General features: G+C 71.2%; 16 protein-coding genes and 2 tRNA genes. 9 read left to right on the top strand and 9 right to left on the bottom strand.

Annotated elements, in window-relative coordinates:
- Nucleotides 1-4 precede the first annotated feature (4 nt).
- The 4 genes from BJP60_RS07515 (at nucleotide 5) to BJP60_RS07500 (ending at nucleotide 4,238) form a co-directional block, all read left to right on the top strand.
- A complete protein-coding gene (locus tag BJP60_RS07515; RefSeq protein ID WP_203138714.1) occupies nucleotides 5-1,369 on the top strand; it encodes a deoxyguanosinetriphosphate triphosphohydrolase in 1,365 nt (454 codons plus the stop codon).
- On the top strand, nucleotides 1,369-3,282 hold the full coding sequence (gene dnaG, locus BJP60_RS07510; RefSeq protein WP_203138713.1) for a DNA primase: 1,914 nt from the start codon (nucleotides 1,369-1,371) through the stop codon (nucleotides 3,280-3,282). The genes BJP60_RS07515 and dnaG overlap by 1 nt, the downstream gene beginning before the upstream one ends.
- Nucleotides 3,283-3,325: 43 nt before the next feature.
- Nucleotides 3,326-4,105, top strand: coding sequence for an ATP-binding cassette domain-containing protein (locus BJP60_RS07505; protein ID WP_203138712.1), 780 nt, complete (start codon nucleotides 3,326-3,328; stop codon nucleotides 4,103-4,105).
- A gap of 57 nt (nucleotides 4,106-4,162) precedes the next feature.
- Nucleotides 4,163-4,238: transfer RNA gene (locus tag BJP60_RS07500), tRNA-Asn, on the top strand.
- Between the two features lie 119 nt (nucleotides 4,239-4,357).
- Here BJP60_RS07500 and BJP60_RS07495 read toward each other — a convergent pair.
- The 5 genes from BJP60_RS07495 to sigK form a co-directional block, all read right to left on the bottom strand.
- Nucleotides 4,358-5,242 (bottom strand): potassium channel family protein, encoded by an 885-nt coding sequence (locus tag BJP60_RS07495; protein ID WP_203138707.1) that lies wholly within the window; start codon nucleotides 5,240-5,242, stop codon nucleotides 4,358-4,360.
- 120 nt (nucleotides 5,243-5,362) lie between these two features.
- A complete protein-coding gene (locus BJP60_RS07490) occupies nucleotides 5,363-5,551 on the bottom strand; it encodes a hypothetical protein (protein ID WP_203138706.1) in 189 nt (62 codons plus the stop codon).
- Between the two features lie 85 nt (nucleotides 5,552-5,636).
- Entirely contained in the window at nucleotides 5,637-6,848 is a 1,212-nt protein-coding gene (locus BJP60_RS07485; protein WP_203138705.1) for an AI-2E family transporter, read from the bottom strand.
- Nucleotides 6,849-6,897: 49 nt separating this feature from the next.
- Nucleotides 6,898-7,695 carry an anti-sigma factor gene (locus tag BJP60_RS07480; RefSeq protein WP_203138704.1) on the bottom strand — a complete coding sequence of 266 codons (798 nt, stop codon included), beginning with the start codon at nucleotides 7,693-7,695 and terminating at the stop codon, nucleotides 6,898-6,900.
- A complete protein-coding gene (sigK, locus tag BJP60_RS07475) occupies nucleotides 7,692-8,294 on the bottom strand; it encodes an ECF RNA polymerase sigma factor SigK (protein ID WP_203138703.1) in 603 nt (200 codons plus the stop codon). Before sigK ends, BJP60_RS07480 begins: the two co-directional genes overlap by 4 nt.
- A gap of 201 nt (nucleotides 8,295-8,495) precedes the next feature.
- Between sigK and BJP60_RS07470 the strand changes: the two genes are divergently transcribed.
- Nucleotides 8,496-9,314, top strand: a complete 819-nt coding sequence (locus BJP60_RS07470; RefSeq protein WP_203138702.1) for an alpha/beta fold hydrolase — start codon at nucleotides 8,496-8,498, stop codon at nucleotides 9,312-9,314.
- A gap of 24 nt (nucleotides 9,315-9,338) precedes the next feature.
- On the opposite strand, the gene BJP60_RS07465 is transcribed toward BJP60_RS07470, so the two are convergent.
- Nucleotides 9,339-9,863, bottom strand: a complete 525-nt coding sequence (locus BJP60_RS07465; protein WP_203138700.1) for a septum formation family protein — start codon at nucleotides 9,861-9,863, stop codon at nucleotides 9,339-9,341.
- A 119-nt stretch (nucleotides 9,864-9,982) separates the two neighbouring features.
- Nucleotides 9,983-10,549, bottom strand: a complete 567-nt coding sequence (gene def / locus BJP60_RS07460) for a peptide deformylase (protein WP_203138695.1) — start codon at nucleotides 10,547-10,549, stop codon at nucleotides 9,983-9,985.
- Nucleotides 10,550-10,661: 112 nt separating this feature from the next.
- Here def and BJP60_RS07455 point away from each other — a divergent pair, with 112 nt between their 5' ends.
- The 4 genes from BJP60_RS07455 (at nucleotide 10,662) to BJP60_RS07440 (ending at nucleotide 14,407) form a co-directional block, all read left to right on the top strand.
- Nucleotides 10,662-11,792: a DMT family transporter gene (locus tag BJP60_RS07455; RefSeq protein WP_238439638.1), complete on the top strand. Its 1,131-nt coding sequence runs from the start codon at nucleotides 10,662-10,664 to the stop codon at nucleotides 11,790-11,792.
- Nucleotides 11,793-11,844: 52 nt separating this feature from the next.
- Nucleotides 11,845-13,308, top strand: a complete 1,464-nt coding sequence (locus BJP60_RS07450; protein WP_203138686.1) for a protein adenylyltransferase SelO — start codon at nucleotides 11,845-11,847, stop codon at nucleotides 13,306-13,308.
- 41 nt (nucleotides 13,309-13,349) lie between these two features.
- Nucleotides 13,350-13,427: transfer RNA gene (locus BJP60_RS07445), tRNA-Ile, on the top strand.
- Between the two features lie 92 nt (nucleotides 13,428-13,519).
- A complete protein-coding gene (locus tag BJP60_RS07440) occupies nucleotides 13,520-14,407 on the top strand; it encodes an aminoglycoside phosphotransferase family protein (protein ID WP_203138684.1) in 888 nt (295 codons plus the stop codon).
- 52 nt (nucleotides 14,408-14,459) lie between these two features.
- Here the strand turns inward: BJP60_RS07440 and BJP60_RS07435 are convergent, their stop codons facing one another.
- Together BJP60_RS07435 and BJP60_RS07430 are read right to left on the bottom strand one after the other, a co-directional pair.
- A complete protein-coding gene (locus BJP60_RS07435) occupies nucleotides 14,460-15,197 on the bottom strand; it encodes a GntR family transcriptional regulator (protein ID WP_203138683.1) in 738 nt (245 codons plus the stop codon).
- Between the two features lie 5 nt (nucleotides 15,198-15,202).
- Complete coding sequence (locus tag BJP60_RS07430; RefSeq protein ID WP_238439617.1) at nucleotides 15,203-16,360, bottom strand: fumarylacetoacetate hydrolase family protein; 1,158 nt, start codon at nucleotides 16,358-16,360, stop codon at nucleotides 15,203-15,205.
- Nucleotides 16,361-16,364: the final 4 nt, after the last annotated feature.

Here is a 16,364-nt window from a genome sequence, read left to right as displayed (position 1 = left end):
CGGCATGCGCCCCGACGGATACCGCGAGGGCGACGCCGAGCGCTTCTTCGCCGAGCGGCACCGCTCCGAGCGCGACGACTTCGCGCGCGACCGGGCGCGCGTGCTGCACTCGGCGGGTCTGCGCCGCCTTGCGGCCAAGACGCAGGTGCTGAGCCCCGCGAGCTCGGCCGACTTCGCGCGCAACCGCCTCACGCACTCGCTCGAGGTGGCGCAGATCGGCCGCGAGCTCGCCATCTCGCTCGGATTGTCCGCCGACGTCGTCGACACGGCGTGCCTCAGTCACGACCTCGGCCATCCGCCCTTCGGGCACAACGGCGAGCGCGCGCTCAACGAGTGGGCCGACCACATCGGCGGCTTCGAGGGCAACGCGCAGTCGCTGCGCATCCTGACGCGGCTCGAGGCGAAGGTGCTCGACGACCGCGACCACTCCGTCGGACTCAACCTGACGCGCGCGAGCCTCGACGCCACGTGCAAGTACCCGTGGACGGTCGACAACCCCGTGCCCGACCCGGGCGGGCGCCTGAAGTTCGGCGTCTATCCCGAGGACGAGGCGGTGTTCCATTGGATGCGCGACGGCGCTCCGGGGCGGCTGCGGTGCATCGAGGCCGAGGTCATGGACCTCTCGGACGACATCGCCTATTCCGTGCACGACTTCGAGGACGCCGTCGTGAACGGCTACATCGACCTCGAGGCGCTCGCGGATCCGGTGCAGCACCATCCGCTGATCGGCAAGATCCAGCAGTGGGTGGGCTACGACTACTCGCGCGAGGAGCTGGCGGACGGCCTGTACCGCCTGACGAGGCAGCCGATGTGGCTGAGGTCGTTCGACCGGTCGCGGCAGGATCTCGCACGCCTGAAGAACCTGACGAGCGACCTGATCGGCCGCTTCGCCCGTGCCGCAGTGGCCGCCACGCGCGAGGCGTACGTGGGCCCGTCGCTCGCGCGCTACAACGCCCACGTCGTGGTGCCACGCGTCATCGAGGTCGAGATCGCGGTGCTCAAGGGCGTCATGGGATCGTCGATCGTGACCATCGAGGCGCGCAAGGGCGTCTACAAGGAGCAGCGCCGTGTGCTCAAGCGCCTCGCCGACGCGCTGCTGTCGACCGACACGCTGTGGTCGGCCGGCGGCGAGGTGTTCGAGCCGGCGTTCGCCGCGGACTTCCATGCCGCCGAGAACGACGCCGAGCGCGCCCGCGTCGTCGTCGATCAGGTGGCGAGCCTGACCGACCAGACGGCGATCGACTGGCATAACCGCCTCGTGGGAGAGATCGATCCGGCCGAGGTCGGCATCTGGACGCCGCGCCACGCGCGCCCGGGCGCGCGTCCGCGCGCCGCCGCGCCGCAGCCGGTGCGCGTCGGGGCCGACTGATGCCGAGGATCCGCCAGGCCGACGTCGAGGAGGTCAAGGCGCGCACGAACATCGCCGACGTGGTCGGCGAGCGCGTCGCGCTGCGCTCCGCGGGCGTGGGATCGCTCAAGGGCCTGTGCCCCTTCCACGACGAGAAGAGCCCGAGTTTCCACGTCCGGCCGCAGGTCGGCTACTACCACTGCTTCGGCTGCGGCGAGTCGGGCGACGTGTACACGTTCCTGCGCGAGATGGACCACGTCACCTTCACGGAGGCGGTCGAGCGCCTCGCGGCGCGCATCGGCTACACGCTGCACTACGAGGACGGCGGGCCTGCACCCGAGACGAGCGGACGCTCGCGCCTTTTCGCCGCCAACGCCGCTGCCGCCGAGTTCTTCCGCGGGCAGCTCGTCTCTCCCGAGGCCGAGCCCGCTCGACGCTTCCTCGGGGAGCGCGGCTTCGACGCGGGGGCCGCAGCGCACTTCGGGGTCGGCTACGCGCCCAAGGGCTGGGACGCGATGCTCAAGGCCCTCACGGCCCAGGGGTTCTCGCGCGAGGAGCTCACGACCGCCGGGCTCGTCTCGACCAATCAGCGCGGCGGCGTCTACGACCGCTTCCGAGGCCGGCTGGTGTGGCCGATCCGCGACGTCACGGGCCAGACGATCGGCTTCGGCGCACGAAAGCTGTACGACGACGATCAGGGCCCGAAATACCTGAACACACCCGAGACGCCGATCTACAAGAAGGCGCAGGTGCTGTACGGCCTCGACCTGGCCAAGCGCGACATCTCGCGCGGCGATCCCAAGCGCGTCGTCGTGGTGGAGGGGTACACCGACGTCATGGCGTGCCACCTGGCGGGTGTGACGACCGCGATCGCGACCTGCGGCACGGCGTTCGGGTCGGAGCACGTCACGGTGCTGCGGCGCGTGATGGGCGACGAGTCCGCATCCGGCGAGGTCGTCTTCACGTTCGACGGCGACGAGGCCGGCCAGAAGGCAGCGATCCGCGCGTTCGCGGAGGACAACCGCTTCAACGCCCAGACCTATGTGGCGATCGCGCCCGACGGGCTGGACCCGTGCGACCTGCGTCTGCAGCGCGGCGACGGCGCCGTGCGCGGCCTGCTCGACCACCGCGTGCCGATGTTCGAGTTCGTGATCGACCGCCGCATCGGCGGCTTCGACCTCGCGAGCGTCGAGGGGCGCATCGGCGCGCTGCGCTCGGCGGCCCCGATCGTCGCGGCGATCCGCGACCGGATGGTGCGGGCCGGATACGAGCGCGTGCTGGCGCGCAAGCTCGGCATGGAGCCGCGCGACGTGCACGGCGCGGTCGAGCAGGCGGCGCGCAGGGCGAGCGGATCCGTGGGTCAGGGTGCGAAGGGCGATGCTCGGCAGGAGCCCCGGCCGATGCCCGGCTCGGGGCCGCGGCCGATGCCAGGGTCGGAGCCCGCCGTGCAGGCGCCGCTGGAGCGCGTGACGCTCGCGTCGCTGCCACGCTCGACCGACGTGGCGCTCGAGCGGGACGCGCTCACCGGTGTCCTTCTCTACGGGCACCGGATCGATCCGGCCCTCCTCGCGCGTGCGCTCGGGATCCCGTTCCGGACGCAGGCCCTCGAGGCCGTGCGCGCGAGCGTGGCGGCGGCGGCGGATCGCACGCGGCCCGGATGGGCGCTGAACGCCATCGAGACCGTGCGCGAGCCGTACCGCCAGCTGGCGGGCGAGCTGCTCGCGCGCGACTTCCCGGCGCGGGACGACGACCACGCGATCGCGTCGGTCAACGACATCTGCCGCCGCCTCGTCCTGCGCTCGCTCGACGGGGAGAAGGCGGAGCTGCTCGGAGCCGTGCAGCGCACCGCGCCGACCTCCGACGAGGGGCGGTCCCTGCGCGTGCGCCTGCGCGACCTCGACAACGAAAGGCGCGCGCTGATCGACGTCGAATGAGGCGGCTGGCCCGGATGCCCGGGTACCAGGCAGGATGGGACGCATGTTCCGCGTCCCGGATGACCCCGTCAATGCCGTCGTCTGCGACGACCTGAGCGTGAGTCGCTGGGGCGCAGGGCCGGAGACCCGGGCCGTCGACGGCGTGACGTTCACCCTCAAGGCGGGGGAGATCCTCGCCGTCTCCGGCGAGGCCGGATCCGGAAAGTCCAGCCTGCTCGCGGTGCTCGCGGGCCGGCTCGACGACACGATGACCGTCTCCGGCGGATCGGCGCGCGTGACGGGGATCCCCGTGCACCACAAGGGGCGCGACCGGCGCGTGCTGACCTACCGGGTGGGCTATGTGCCGCAGGGCGCCGGAGCCGGGCTCCCCGCGCGCCTTACGGTGAGCGAGACGATCGCGGAGCCCATCACGTCGCGCGACCGCCGGGTCAACAGCCGCGCGGTCGCGGTGCGTGTCGCAGGGCTGCTCGACGAGATGCACCTGCCGCTCGGCACGGCCGACCGGTTCCCGTTCGAGCTCAGCGCCGGCATGCGCCAGCGGGTGGCCTTCGCGCGAGCGCTCGTGCTCGACCCGCGCGTGCTCGTCGCCGACGAGCCGCTCGCCAACATCGACCTGGAGGTCCGCCACGTCGTGTTCGACGCGATCGTGCGCCGGCGCCGCGACGCGGGTATGGCGGCGGTCGTCGCCAGCAACGACGCGGCCTTCGCGCGCGAACTGGGCGCCGCGCATCTGCGCCTGCGCGGTGGGCACGTCGTCGCGCAGTCCGCGGACGGCCAGGTGCTCTGGACCCCCGACACGCCAGGGCGCGCGCCCGTGTCGTGAGCATCCGTTTCGCTTTGCTAAGATTGTGGGGTTGCCCCGCGAGGGGCAGAGGAATGATCCTCGGTAGCTCAATTGGCAGAGCAGCCGGCTGTTAACCGGCAGGTTCTTGGTTCGAGTCCAAGCCGGGGAGCCATCAGGGCCCGTCCATCGGACGGGCCCTTTCCCTTTCGCGAAAGCGGCCGCGCCGCCAGGCTCCGCTCCGCTCGGAGTCCGGGTGAGCTGTCATGTCGCGGAGTCGCTGCGGTCTTCCCTTCAGCCCGTAAGGGCCGGCGGCTTCTGACCGTGCCGGATCGCGTACTCGACGAGCGTCTCGTCCATGTCGCGGGCCTTCAGCGGGAACTGCGTTCTCAGCTCCTGAGTGAAGTCGGCGATCGCCTCCCGCAGCGCGTCGCCCGCCGTGCGCACACCCGCATGATCGGACGCGCCGGCCCGCCGGGCCAGAGATAGGGCGAACGGCATCATGGCGGGCAGCGAGCTCTCCCGCTCGCGCTCGGAGAAGAAGTAGCTCTCAGAGCTCTGCGTCAGGTCCACGCGCACCTGCGCGAGTTCGGCGACCAGGCTGTGCAGCGTGCCCGCCACGACGGCGGCATCGATGTGGGGCAGCTCGACCCCGAAGCCGGCGCGCTCGAGGACGGCGAGGCGCAGGGCGAACGCGCGGCGCCGCCGCAGGCCGGGGTACAGCTCCAGGAACCAGGACACGGCCGCGGTCAGCAGGCCGAAGCCGATGACCGACTCGAATGGATTGATGAATCGCACCCACGGATCCGATCCGGCCACGTCTCCCAGGCCCAGGGTCGAAAGGCTCACCGCCGAGAAGTAGAACGCCTCCAGCGCATCGGGATAGTCCTCCGGCCGCAGCCCGGGGGAGTAGCTGAACCCGTCGGGGACGTGGGGCAGATACACCATGGCCCAGCCGACGATCTGCATGCCCACCCACAGGAGGATCACGCCGATGACGCCGAAGGGGCCGGCGAGCACAAGGCCGCGACTGCCGAAGAGGGCGCAGACGTGCCACGTGCCCTGCGCGACCCAGCGGGTGAGGCGCCCGCGTCCGACCGGATGCAGGAGCGTGCGGAACACCTCGGTCAGCCCGCCCACGATGAGCGCGATGCCGCAGAGCGTCCAGAACCACGTCACGGGATCACGCTACCCACCGTCAGCTTGTGGGGCGCGGCATCGGGGTGGGGCTTGACCCCGCCGTTACGTCATGGTTCTGACTGGACGCATGAGACTCATTTCCCTCGCCCATCTGGCGTCCTATCTGCTGTCCTGCTCGGCGGCGCGATGGGAGATCAATACGATGGCGCGCCGCACGGGCGGCGCCCCGACGTCGTAGGCGGCGCCGGCGCGCGTGATGCCCGCCGCCACGAAGTAGACGCCCAGCACGAGCGAGATCAGCTGCAGGCTGCGCTCGGGGAGGAGCAGGCCCGCGAGGCCCACGGCCACCGCGGCGACGGCAGCGGCGAAGATTCACCCGTGTGCCCGCCGGTGCACCTCGGCTCGGATCGCCTCGCGCTCCCGTCGGCGCCTGTCAGCGGATCGGGCCATCACGGTCTCCTGCCTCTCCTCCGTCGTGCGCGAGGTCGGACCGATCGCGCGGTTCGGCCGGGGGGACGGCGTCGGGGCGCGACGGTGCGAGCTTCGCATCCTGCCGCGGGATCAGCACCTGGGTGACGATCAGCAGCACCGAGGCCGTCACGGGGATCGCCACGAGCGCTCCCAGGAGGCCGAGCAGCGTGCCCCCGACGAGCGCCCCGATGACGACGAGCGACCCCGGCACGGCGATCGTCCGGTTCATGACGCGCGGCGTGAGCACGTAGGCCTCGAGCTGCATGTAGACGAGGTAGACGACGGCGAAGATCAGTGCGCTCGTGGGGCTCGTGAAGAGCGCGAGCGAGGAGGCGACGATCCAGAACAGGACGGATCCGACGAGCGGGATGAGCGTGATGCAGAAGGCCGTCACCGCCATGAGCTGCGGGAACGGCAGGCCGAGCAGCAGATGCAGCACGAACGCGACGACCGCGTTGAAGAACGCGAGGATCACCATGCCGCCCAGGTAGCCGCCGACGGACGCCGTGATCTCGTCGGTCAGGCTGCGCACGCGGGGGCGGCTGTGCGCCGGGGCGAGCCGCGTCAGGGAGGTCTTCATCGACGGCAGGGAGGCGAGGAAGTACAGGCTCAGCACGATGACGATCACGACTCCCGACGCCGCCGTCGCGATCGTCGTGCCGACCCGCAGCACGCCGCCGCCGATGGCGGCGATGTTGGCGGGATTCGTGAGGAAGGTCTGCACCTCGGCGAGCATGCCGGTGACCTGCTCGCCGAAGGAGCTCTCAAGACTCGCATACAGATCGGAGCTGCGGAGCTCGGCGACCGCGGCCGGCAGCGAGCGCACGAACTGCGCGATCTGCTCGACCACCGTCGGGACGATCAGCAGCAGCACGCCGGCGATCACCGCGACGAATGCGGCGCAGACGATCGTGATGCTCCACGCGCGGGACAGTCCGCGGCGCGCGATCCACTCGACGGCGGGGTCGAGGCCCAGCGCGACGAACAGCGCCAGCGCGATGTACACAAGCACCGTCGAGAGGTTCGTGATCGCGATGCCGAGCGCGATCGCCGCGAGGCCGCCCAGTGTCAGGAAGAATCCCGCTCCGAACGGCTGCCGGAGCAGCAGCGTCGCGATCGTGCGCGCGGGCGCCGATGCGGCGTCCGCCGTGGGCGTGGGCCGATCGGCGCTCATGTGAGTCACTGTACGGGCGCCCACGAGGGGCAGGAAGGTCGGGCCGCCGTCAGTCCGTCGCGATCGCCACGATCGGGTCCGTCGTGGGCGTGCCGGTCGGCGATCCGCCGTGCTCCTCGACCGTCACCGCGATGACGTCACCCGGCTGCATTCCCTCCTCGAGCAGCGCCCCCGTCGAGCGGGCGTCCTCGGCGTCGAACACTCCCGCCGGGATCGCCTCGTCGCTGCGCACGTACCAGAGCTCGAACTGCCTGTCCGCGCCGATCTCGGGCAGGCGCTCCGACACGAGCACCGCCTCACCGAGCTCGACCGACCAGTGCAGGATCGCCTCACCGCCGCCCGTCACGGGCGCGCTGGCCGTGCGTGCGTCGGGCGCGTCCTCGATCCGGTCCAGGGCGACGACCGCGGCGGGCCGGTCGAACCACTGCGCGGCGAGCACCGCGCCCACTCCGGCTCCCGCGAGCAGCACCATGGACGCCGCGAGCGTGAACCAGGCGCGCGCGCCCCAGGGCGCGCGGCCGCCGCGGCGCTGCTGCGGCTCGCCTTCGGCCGCGCGCTGCGTGGCGGCCTGCTCGCCCGCCGCCTGCTCGCCCGCGGCCAGCCCGGGAGCGTCCGGCCGGTTGGGTTCGGCCGCGATGCGCGCGAGGAGCTCGGAGCGGATGCGCGGCGGGGGAGCGACCTCCGAGACGGCATCGGCGAGCCGCGCGGCGGTCGCCGCGTCGTCCGCCGCGTGCGCCGCACTCTCCGGGTCCTGCTGCGTCACCTCGCGCAGGGCGCGCTGGTCCTCCGGGCTGAGCGCGTGCAGCGCCTGTCCGGCCGACAGCTCCTCGAAGTCCCGCTCGTTCATGCGCTCACCCCCAGTTCGGTTCGCAGGCGCGACAGTCCGTCGCGCATCCTCGTCTTGATCGTTCCCAGCGGCGCACCGACAAGGGCGGCGATCTCGCTCTGAGAGTAACCGCCGTAGTACGCCAGGACGATCGCCTCGCGTTGCGCGTGGGGGAGACCGCGAAGCGCGCCTACCACCTGCTGCGCGTCGAGCCGCATCTCGATCTCCTCGGCAACGCCGTCGAAGGCGACGCCCGCGTCTCGGATCCCGATCCGGGTGTCACGATCCGTGCTCGCCTGCGACGCCCTCACCCTGTCGATCGCCCGGCGATGAGCGATGGTCAGGATCCAGGATCGTCCTTGTCCTTGATTCGGAGCGAAGCGCGAAGCGGATTGCCATACCTCGAGGAAGACCTCCTGGAGGACCTCCTCGCTCTGGGCGCGATCGACGAGCACGCGCAGGATCAGACCGAAGACGCGGGGGGAGAGCATGTCGTACAGATCGGCGAACGCGCTCTGATCGCCGTCGGCGATGCGCACGAGCAGCAGGCCGACGTGATCGATCGGTGCCTCCTCGCCCTCACGCACCTCGACGCCGTCGATCCCCATGAGCACAAGCATGCCCCACGCGCACCCATCGCCCGACCAGCGCGACGCAGGCCGGTGCGACGCAGGCCGGTGCGGCGGCGGGTAGACGAGGGACCGCCGCTAGGGTGGGCGCATGTCCGCCGTCGCGCCCCGAGCGCCTGCCGAGACCGCGGACGCGCCCGCACCGCGGCGCCGGACGAGCGGGTATCCCCGCCACGCCGACCGGGGAAGCGGATGAGGTTCGTCACCGCGTTGCGGGAGCGGCTCGCCGCGCGGCGCCGCCCTCCGCTCCACGTCGCCGTGGACCAAGGGGACGGCCCGGCCGTCGTGCTGGTGCACGGCATCGCATCGTCCTACACGACGTTCGAGAACGTGATCCCGCTCTTGCGGCCCGAGCACCGGGTGGTCGCGATGGACCTTCTGGGGTTCGGAGCGTCGCCGGCGCCGCCCTCGGCGACCTTCACGCTGGACGAGCACGTGCTGTACCTCGAGCGCACCCTCGCACGGCTGCGCGTGCGCGAGCCGTTCGTGCTCGTGGGCCACTCCATGGGCGCGCTCATCGCGACGCGCTTCGCAGCTCGCCGCTCGTCCGCGCTGACGGGTCTCGTGCTCGTCAGCCCGCCCGTGTATCTGCCTCCGGACATCGTCGGAGACCCGGTGGACCGCGCCGCCATGACGCTCTACCGCCGGGTGTACGACCTCCTCCGCCGCAAGCGGGAGTTCACGCTCCGCAACGCGGCCCTGCTCGCGCGGCTCTCGCCGATCCGCGACGCGTTCGAGGTCAGCGACAGGAACTGGAACGCGTTCGTCCTCTCGCTCGAGAACGCGATCGAGACGCAGACCGTGATCACGGATGCCGCGGCCACGGATGTACCGATCGAGGTGGTGTACGGGACTCTCGATCCGTTCCTCGTCCCCGGTGCACTGCGCGTCATCGAGAAGATGAGGCACGTGACGGTGCACAGGGTGCACGGTGGCGACCACCTCATCCGCATGCCGATGGCCCGCGTCGTCGCGAAGGCGATCGACTCTCTCACTGCCCCGAGGGCCTGAACGGGCGAGCCCGTTCCTCGGGTGTCAGCGCGCGGCGCCCTCGAGCGAGCCGGTGAGCTCCTTGGGCCCGTCGTCGGTGGGCTCATAGATCACGCACTGCACGAGCCGGTCTTCGACGTTCGGATCGTTCCAGCCGTCCTCGAGCGGGGAGAGGAAGACGTAGTCGAGGGTCGAGTCCTCGTAGGCCGTGCCGACGAAGGCCTCGAACGCCGCGTAGCATCCCTCGTCCGCGGCCTGTTCGACGGCGTCCTCGCCGGGCCAGTCACCGTCCTCCATCTGGAACTCGTGGAAGATCTCCTCGGTGTGCGGCTCGCTGCACGGCACGACCGCCGCCGAGGACAGCTCGCCCGTCTCGCCCAGGTTCAGGCAGTCGCCGACCTGCAGGTCGAACACGTCGACGTCGCCGCTCTCCGTGAACTCGCCGGTGTCCGCATCGCGGTCGGGTCCGCCGCCGAGCAGGTCGCCGATCGCGGCGCACCCGCCCAGCGTGAGCGCGATCACGAGGGTGCCTGTCGCCGCGGCGAAGCGGCCGGAGGTGATGCGGTTCATGACGCGTCTCCTGTTCGGCTCGGAACCGGGCCCGATGCGACCGTCCCTGCGCTCACAGTAGCCTCCGGGCACGCGGCGGGCGAGCACCAGGATGCCGGAAGGCCGATGCGCTGCGGGCCTCAGCCCTCGAGGTCGTCGACGCCCGGCATCCAGCTCGCCCCGGGTCGTCCCCAGCCGCGCTTGCGGGCGATCTTCTGCACGAGCTTGGCGTCGGATCCGGTCAGCCGGTCGATGTAGAGCACACCGTCGAGGTGATCGAACTCATGCTGCATGATGCGCGCGCGCCAGCCGTCGACCGCGATGGTCACGGGGTCGCCGTCGAGGTCGATGCCCGTCACGCGCACGCGCTCCGAGCGACGCAGTGCGAACCGCTCACCCGGGAACGACAGGCAGCCCTCGGACTCCTCCTCCTCATCCGGCTCACCGGGGATGAGCGGCGTCATCCACAGTTCCGGGTTCAGGATGACCCCGCGCCAGGGCTGTCCCTCGTCGTCCTCATAGGCGTAGGTGTAGATCCGCAGCGGCACGCCCACCTGGGGAGCCGCGAGGCCGACGCCGGGAGCGGCGTCCATCGTCTCGAACATGTCGGCGACGAGCTCGCGGATCTCGTCCGTGATCTCGTCGACATCGGCGGCGGGGGCGTGGAGCACGGGATCGCCCATGATGCGGATCGGGAGCACGGTCATGCTTCCAGCGTATGTTCCCGGGCGACCGCGATTCGCACCCCGGCGTCACGGCCTCGGCCGGTACCCTCGGAGAGTGCATCGCGCGATCGTTCAGTGGCCGCTCGGAAGTGGGATCGTCGAGGACGTGGGCGACCAGCTCGTGGGCGCCTTCCAGAACCCGGGACTGCTGCTCGGCATCCCGCTCGCGCTCGCAGGCGCGGTGTTCATGTCCCTCGGCGCGCAGTACCAGAGCCAGGGCGTGCGCAAGGTCGAGCGCATCTCCGGCTCGACGGGGGACACGGGTCTCGGGCCTTCGCACCTGCTGCGCCTCCTGACCCGCCCGTCCTGGGTGATCGGCACGATCCTGCTGGGCGTCGCGATCATCTGCCAGCTCAGCGCCCTGGCCGTCGCCCCGCTGATCGTGGTGCAGCCCCTCGGCGCCGTCTCGCTCGTCATCACGACCCTTCTCAACGCCCAGATCTCGGGCCACCTGCCGACCAGGAAATCGCTCACCGCCATCGGGCTGTGCGTGGGCGGCATCTTCGTGTTCGTCATCGTCGCCGCGCTGTTCGCGACCGAGCGACCCGTCACACAGTTCGAGCTGCTCGTCGTGCTCGCGATCCTGCTCGTCGTGATCATCCTGCTCGGCGTGGCGTGGCTGGCGCTGCGGCAGCGCATGGGCGCGCTTTTCTACATCTCGGCGGCGGGCGTGCTCTACGGATTCGTCGCGACGCTCGCCAAGGTCGTGATCAGCCGCATCCAGCAGCAGGAGTTCGACTGGCTGACCATCGTCTGCCTGATCGCGCTCGTCGCGGCGGCCATCGCCGGCGGCTACTTCGTGCAGACCGCCTACTCGTCGGGACCGCCGGACCTGGTGATCGCGGGGCTGACGGTGATCGATCCGATCATCGCCGTGCTCATCGGCGCGATCGTGCTGGGCGAGGCCTCGCAGGCCCACCTCTGGGCGCTCATCGTGTTCGTCATCGCGGGAGCCGCGGCGTCGCTCGGCGTGATCATGCTCGCGAGGACGCACCCGCAGGTCGTGAGCGAGAGTCAGGAGCTGGCGATCGCCCGCGGGCGCGACGAGGGGATCGACCGCGCGGCGCGGGAGACCGGTGAGACGGCGCAGGGCGGCCGGACCGCGCTCGATCAGCTGCGCGCCATGCGCGATCCGGACGATCTCCTCGACCGGCGGCTTCCTCCCGAGGACGACCAGCGCGAGCGCCGGCATCCTCCCGAGGACGATCCCGACCAGCCTCGCTGACGGATGCCGCCGGCGCGGCCCCGGTTCCGATCAGGCGGCGTATCGTCGAGGCATGACAGGCGCACTCACGTCCGCCGTGACTTTCGGCAACAGCTTCGCGCGGGACCTGCCGGAGATGGCGGTGCCGTGGCAGGCCGAGGAGTTCCCCGACGCGCGCCTGATCGTGCTCAACGAGCAGCTCTCAGGCGAGCTCGGCCTGGAGCCGGCGTTCCTCCGATCCCCGGACGGCGTCGCGCTGCTGTGCGGCAACGCCGTGCCCGACGGCACGACACCGGTCGCGCAGGCGTACGCGGGTCATCAGTTCGGGGGATACTCGCCGCGTCTCGGTGACGGCCGCGCGCTGCTGCTCGGCGATCTCACCGACCCGCAGGGGCGCATGCGCGACGTCCACCTGAAAGGGTCCGGGGCGACGCCGTTCGCCCGCGCGGGGGACGGGCTGGCCGCGCTCGGGCCCATGCTGCGCGAGTACGTCATCAGCGAAGCCATGGACGCCCTGGGCATCCCGACCACCCGATCGCTCGCCGTCGTCACGACGGGCGCCTCGGTGTACCGCGAGACCGTGCTGCCCGGCGCCGTGCTCGCGCGCGTCGCCAGCAGCCACCTCCGCGTGGGCAGCTTCCAGTACGCGGCGGCATCGGGGAACGCGGATCTGCGCGACCGGCTCGTCCGGCACGCGATCCGCCGCCACTATCCGCACCTCGAGGGTGCCGAGAACCCCGCGCTCGCGCTGTTCGACGCGGTGCTGAGCGCCCAGGCGTCGCTGATCGCGCGGTGGATGCTCGTGGGGTTCGTGCACGGCGTGATGAACACCGACAACATGACGATCTCGGGCGAGACCATCGACTACGGGCCGTGCGCCTTCATGGACGCGTTCGACCCCGCCACGGTGTACAGCTCGATCGACGTCGGCGGCCGCTATGCGTACGGCAACCAGCCCGCGATCGGCGAGTGGAACCTCGCGCGGTTCGCCGAGACGCTGCTGCCCGCGTTCCACGACGACCGGGAGCAGGCGATCGCGATCGCCCAGGAGGCACTGGGCGCCTTCCGCGGCCGCTACACGGAGGCGTGGCGGACCGGATTCCTGGCGAAGCTCGGGCTGCGGGACGACGCGGACGAGACCGCGGTGGACCAGCTGATCAACGATCTGCTCGCGCTCCTTCACGCGAACCACGTCGATTACACGTCCTTCTTCCGCATGCTCGGCGGTGCCGTGCACGGCCCCTCCGAGCCGGTGCGCACCCGGTTCCTCGATCTCGCGGCGATCGACGCGTGGATCGAACGGTGGCGCGCGTTCGGGCCCGACGCGGAGCTGATGGCACGCGTGAACCCGGCCTACATCCCGCGCAACCATCTCGTCGAGGAGGCGCTGGCCGCCGCCACCGACGGCGACCTGGATCCGTTCCACCGCCTGCTGGAGGCCGTCACCCAGCCGTTCCACGAGCGCTCGGGCTGGGAGCGCTACGCCGAGCAGGCCCCCGAGGACTTCGGCGCCTACCGCACGTTCTGCGGCACCTGAGGCGGGCGCGCGCGCCGGCCCGCGATAGGCTCGGACATCGCGGGGCGGTGGCCAAGATGGTCAAGGCAGCGGGCTCATAACCCGACGATGCGTGGGTTCGAGTCCCACCCGCCCCACCAGCAGAACGTGAACGCAGCGGACGCCGTCTGAGGCGCCTCCCTCGGCAGGATGTCGGCCGTGCGCTCGGTGGGCTTCGGGCTACCGTGACGTGATGACCGTCTCGTTCCCCGGCCGTCACGCGATCGACGAGCCGCTGGTCCGGAAACTCGTGCGAGAGCAGTTTCCTCAATGGTCGACCCTGCCCGTGAGCCCAGTCACCGATGCGGGAAACGATCATCGAGTGTTCCGCCTCGGGGAAGATCTCATCGTTCGCGTTCCCGCGGATGTCGACTACGTCCCGCAGGTGCGCAAGGAGCAGGCGTGGCTGCCGAAGCTCGCGCCTCAGGTATCGCTGCCGATTCCGCGGGTCGTCGGTCGCGGAAGACCGAGCGAGATCTTCCCGGCGCCATGGTCGATCTACAGCTGGATCGAGGGCCGTCGGCCGGACCCTGGCCGCCTGAGCGGCGACGTCGCTGCGGCAACCGACCTGGCCGTCTTTCTGGTGTCCTTGCGCCGGGCGGATGCCACAGAGGGACCGGCACCGGGCCTGCACAGCGCCTATCGCGGTGCCTCCGTCGCCCGGTGGGATGACCAGGTGCGCAGCCGTCTACCCCTTCTCGACGAGCGAGAACGAGACCGTGCTGCTGCTCTCTGGAACGACGCCACCTCGACGACCGACGTCGCGCACCCCGTGTGGGTGCACGGCGACGTCGCGATCAGCAATCTGCTCGTCGACGACGGGGGGTCGCTTGCGGCCATCATCGATTTCGGGTGCTCCGCCGTCGGCGATCCCGCCTGCGACACCGTCATCTTCTGGACGCAGTTCCGGGGACCAGCACGACGCGCTTTCCGATCGACACTCGACCTCGACGATGCCACGTGGTCGCGCGGCGCCGGATGGGCTCTCTGGAAGGGCCTCCTCATGTTGACGAACACACCCCCCGGCCAAGCAGCGTTCGCACGTCGCGTGCTGGACGAAGTGCTGGAGCTGAATGGCTAGCCCACCTGCCGACCGCAGGGTAGGACATGGGCGCGACGGCGGAGGCCGCCCGTCAGCCGACGTCGGCCGTCCGGGGACGCACGGCTCCCGGACGCACGCCGGCCAGGGACGGCGCCCCGCCGTCCACTCCGGCCGAGAAGCGCTCCATGGCCGCGAGCAGATGGGCGCGCATCGCCTGCTCGGCCTCGTCCGGATCGGCCGCGGCGATCGCGCGCGCGATCCGCTCGTGCTCGGCGATGGTGTGCGCGCCGTCGATGTCCGCCGGGTACAGGCGGAACAGGTGCAGATGCGGGTGCATCTGACGGAACGCGTTCGCCAGGAAGTCGTTTCCGACCGCGCGCAGGATCAGCTCGTGGAAGCGCGTGTCGTGCGCGCTCATCAGGTGCCGGGGGTCTCCGTGCATCTCCGCAGCGAAGCGATCGATCTCGCGCAGCATCGCGGCACCGGGGTTCGCCGCACGGTCGACGGCCGCCGCCCGTGCGCTCCACGGCTCGAGCAGCAGACGCACCTCGAACATGTGGCGAAGGCCCGCCTCGTCCAGCAGCTGGGTGGTGGCGTAGCCGCGGGGCCGCCGCGCCACCACCAGCTGGTCGCCCTCGAGGCGCTGGACCGCCTCGCGCACGGGGGTCTGCGAGACGCCGAGCTGACGGGCCAGCTGGTCGATGTTGAGCTTCTCACCCGGCGCGATCTCGCTGGCGAGGATCATCGTCCGGATCCGCTCGTACACCGACGCCGCGGCGGAGCGCGACACGTCGGCCCGACCGGCGCGGTCGTCTGCGCGTTCTGCCATCCCGCTCAGACTACTTCTCGCGAAAGGTCGGTGAAGAGACTGCGGATCCCGTACGTCCACGGCGGCAGTTCTTCCGTGCGGCGGACCGTGTTGACGAGCGCACCGAGTCGCGCGTTCTCGATCGCCACGACGTCGCCGAGCTCGTGCGTGAAGCCCTCGCCGGGCTCCGTGCGGTCCTCGGTCGGCGCGAAGAGCGTGCCCGTGAACAGCACGAAGCCGTCGGGGTACTGGTGGTGCTCTCCGTGCGCGGCGCGCACCAGCTCCTCGAAGCTGCGGCTGAGCGCCGAGACGGTGTTCTCGCCGCGCAGCACATATCCGTCCGCCCCCGTGACCGTGAGGTCGATCGTGAGGGCGCGCGCGTCGTCTATCGTGAAGGCGTCGTCGAAGACGCGGATGAACGGGCCGATCGCCGTCGAGCGGTTGTTGTCCTTCGCCATACCGAGCAGCAGCGCGCTGCGCCCCTCGACGTCGCGCAGGTTGACGTCGTTGCCGAGGGTCACGCCGACGATCCGGCCGCGCGGATCGACCGCGAGGACGAGTTCGGGCTCCGGGTTGTTCCACGAGGAGAACGCCGGCACGCCGATGTCGTCGCCCGTGCCCACGGCCGACAGCACGGGTCCCTTGGTGAAGACCTCGGGATCGGGTCCCAGCCCGACCTCCAGGTACTGCGACCACCAGCCCCGCGCCGACAGCCTCTCCTTCAACGCCTCGGCGGCCGCCGTGTGGGGGCGGACGCCCGCGAGATCTGCCCCGACGGCGCGCGACATCTCCTCGCGCACCTCGGCCGCACGCCGGGCGTCGCCGTGGGAGCGCTCCTCGATCACGCGCTCGATCATCGAGCCGGCGAACGTCACGCCGCAGGCCTTGATCGCCTGGAGGTCGATGGGCGGCAGCAGCGTGAGCGGCGCGCCGCCGGCGCCTCCGGGCAGCGCGATGTCATCGACGCTCCACGTCGCGTCGGCGTCCGCCGTCTCCCTCAGCACGGCCAGGTGGTCCGCGCGGTCGAAGAGGTCGGACACGGTGCGCGCCGCCCCGGCGAGCGACCAGACGCGGCGCCCTCGGACGAGCACGGGCACGGGAGCCCGCCGCTGGGTGTCGTAGACGCGCCCCACGAGCATCGCGTCGTCATCCTGCGGGAGCACCTCGCGAACCGCGGTGATCACGCCG

The sequence above is a fragment of the Microbacterium sp. JZ31 genome (genome assembly GCF_016805985.1).
GTDB lineage: Bacteria > Actinomycetota > Actinomycetes > Actinomycetales > Microbacteriaceae > Microbacterium.
Note: the sequence above shows the minus strand (reverse complement) of the source record. Positions and strands in the feature narration are given on the sequence as shown.

Coding starts and splice junctions, on each gene's coding strand:
- BJP60_RS07515 (WP_203138714.1), top strand. CDS start 5: ATGCGCCCCGACGGATACCGCGAGGGCGACGCCGAGCGCTTCTTCGCC.
- dnaG (WP_203138713.1), top strand. CDS start 1,369: ATGCCGAGGATCCGCCAGGCCGACGTCGAGGAGGTCAAGGCGCGCACG.
- BJP60_RS07505 (WP_203138712.1), top strand. CDS start 3,326: ATGTTCCGCGTCCCGGATGACCCCGTCAATGCCGTCGTCTGCGACGAC.
- BJP60_RS07485 (WP_203138705.1), bottom strand. CDS start 6,848: ATGAGCGCCGATCGGCCCACGCCCACGGCGGACGCCGCATCGGCGCCC.
- BJP60_RS07480 (WP_203138704.1), bottom strand. CDS start 7,695: ATGAACGAGCGGGACTTCGAGGAGCTGTCGGCCGGACAGGCGCTGCAC.
- sigK (WP_203138703.1), bottom strand. CDS start 8,294: ATGCTTGTGCTCATGGGGATCGACGGCGTCGAGGTGCGTGAGGGCGAG.
- BJP60_RS07470 (WP_203138702.1), top strand. CDS start 8,496: ATGAGGTTCGTCACCGCGTTGCGGGAGCGGCTCGCCGCGCGGCGCCGC.
- BJP60_RS07465 (WP_203138700.1), bottom strand. CDS start 9,863: ATGAACCGCATCACCTCCGGCCGCTTCGCCGCGGCGACAGGCACCCTC.
- def (WP_203138695.1), bottom strand. CDS start 10,549: ATGACCGTGCTCCCGATCCGCATCATGGGCGATCCCGTGCTCCACGCC.
- BJP60_RS07450 (WP_203138686.1), top strand. CDS start 11,845: ATGACAGGCGCACTCACGTCCGCCGTGACTTTCGGCAACAGCTTCGCG.
- BJP60_RS07440 (WP_203138684.1), top strand. CDS start 13,520: ATGACCGTCTCGTTCCCCGGCCGTCACGCGATCGACGAGCCGCTGGTC.
- BJP60_RS07435 (WP_203138683.1), bottom strand. CDS start 15,197: ATGGCAGAACGCGCAGACGACCGCGCCGGTCGGGCCGACGTGTCGCGC.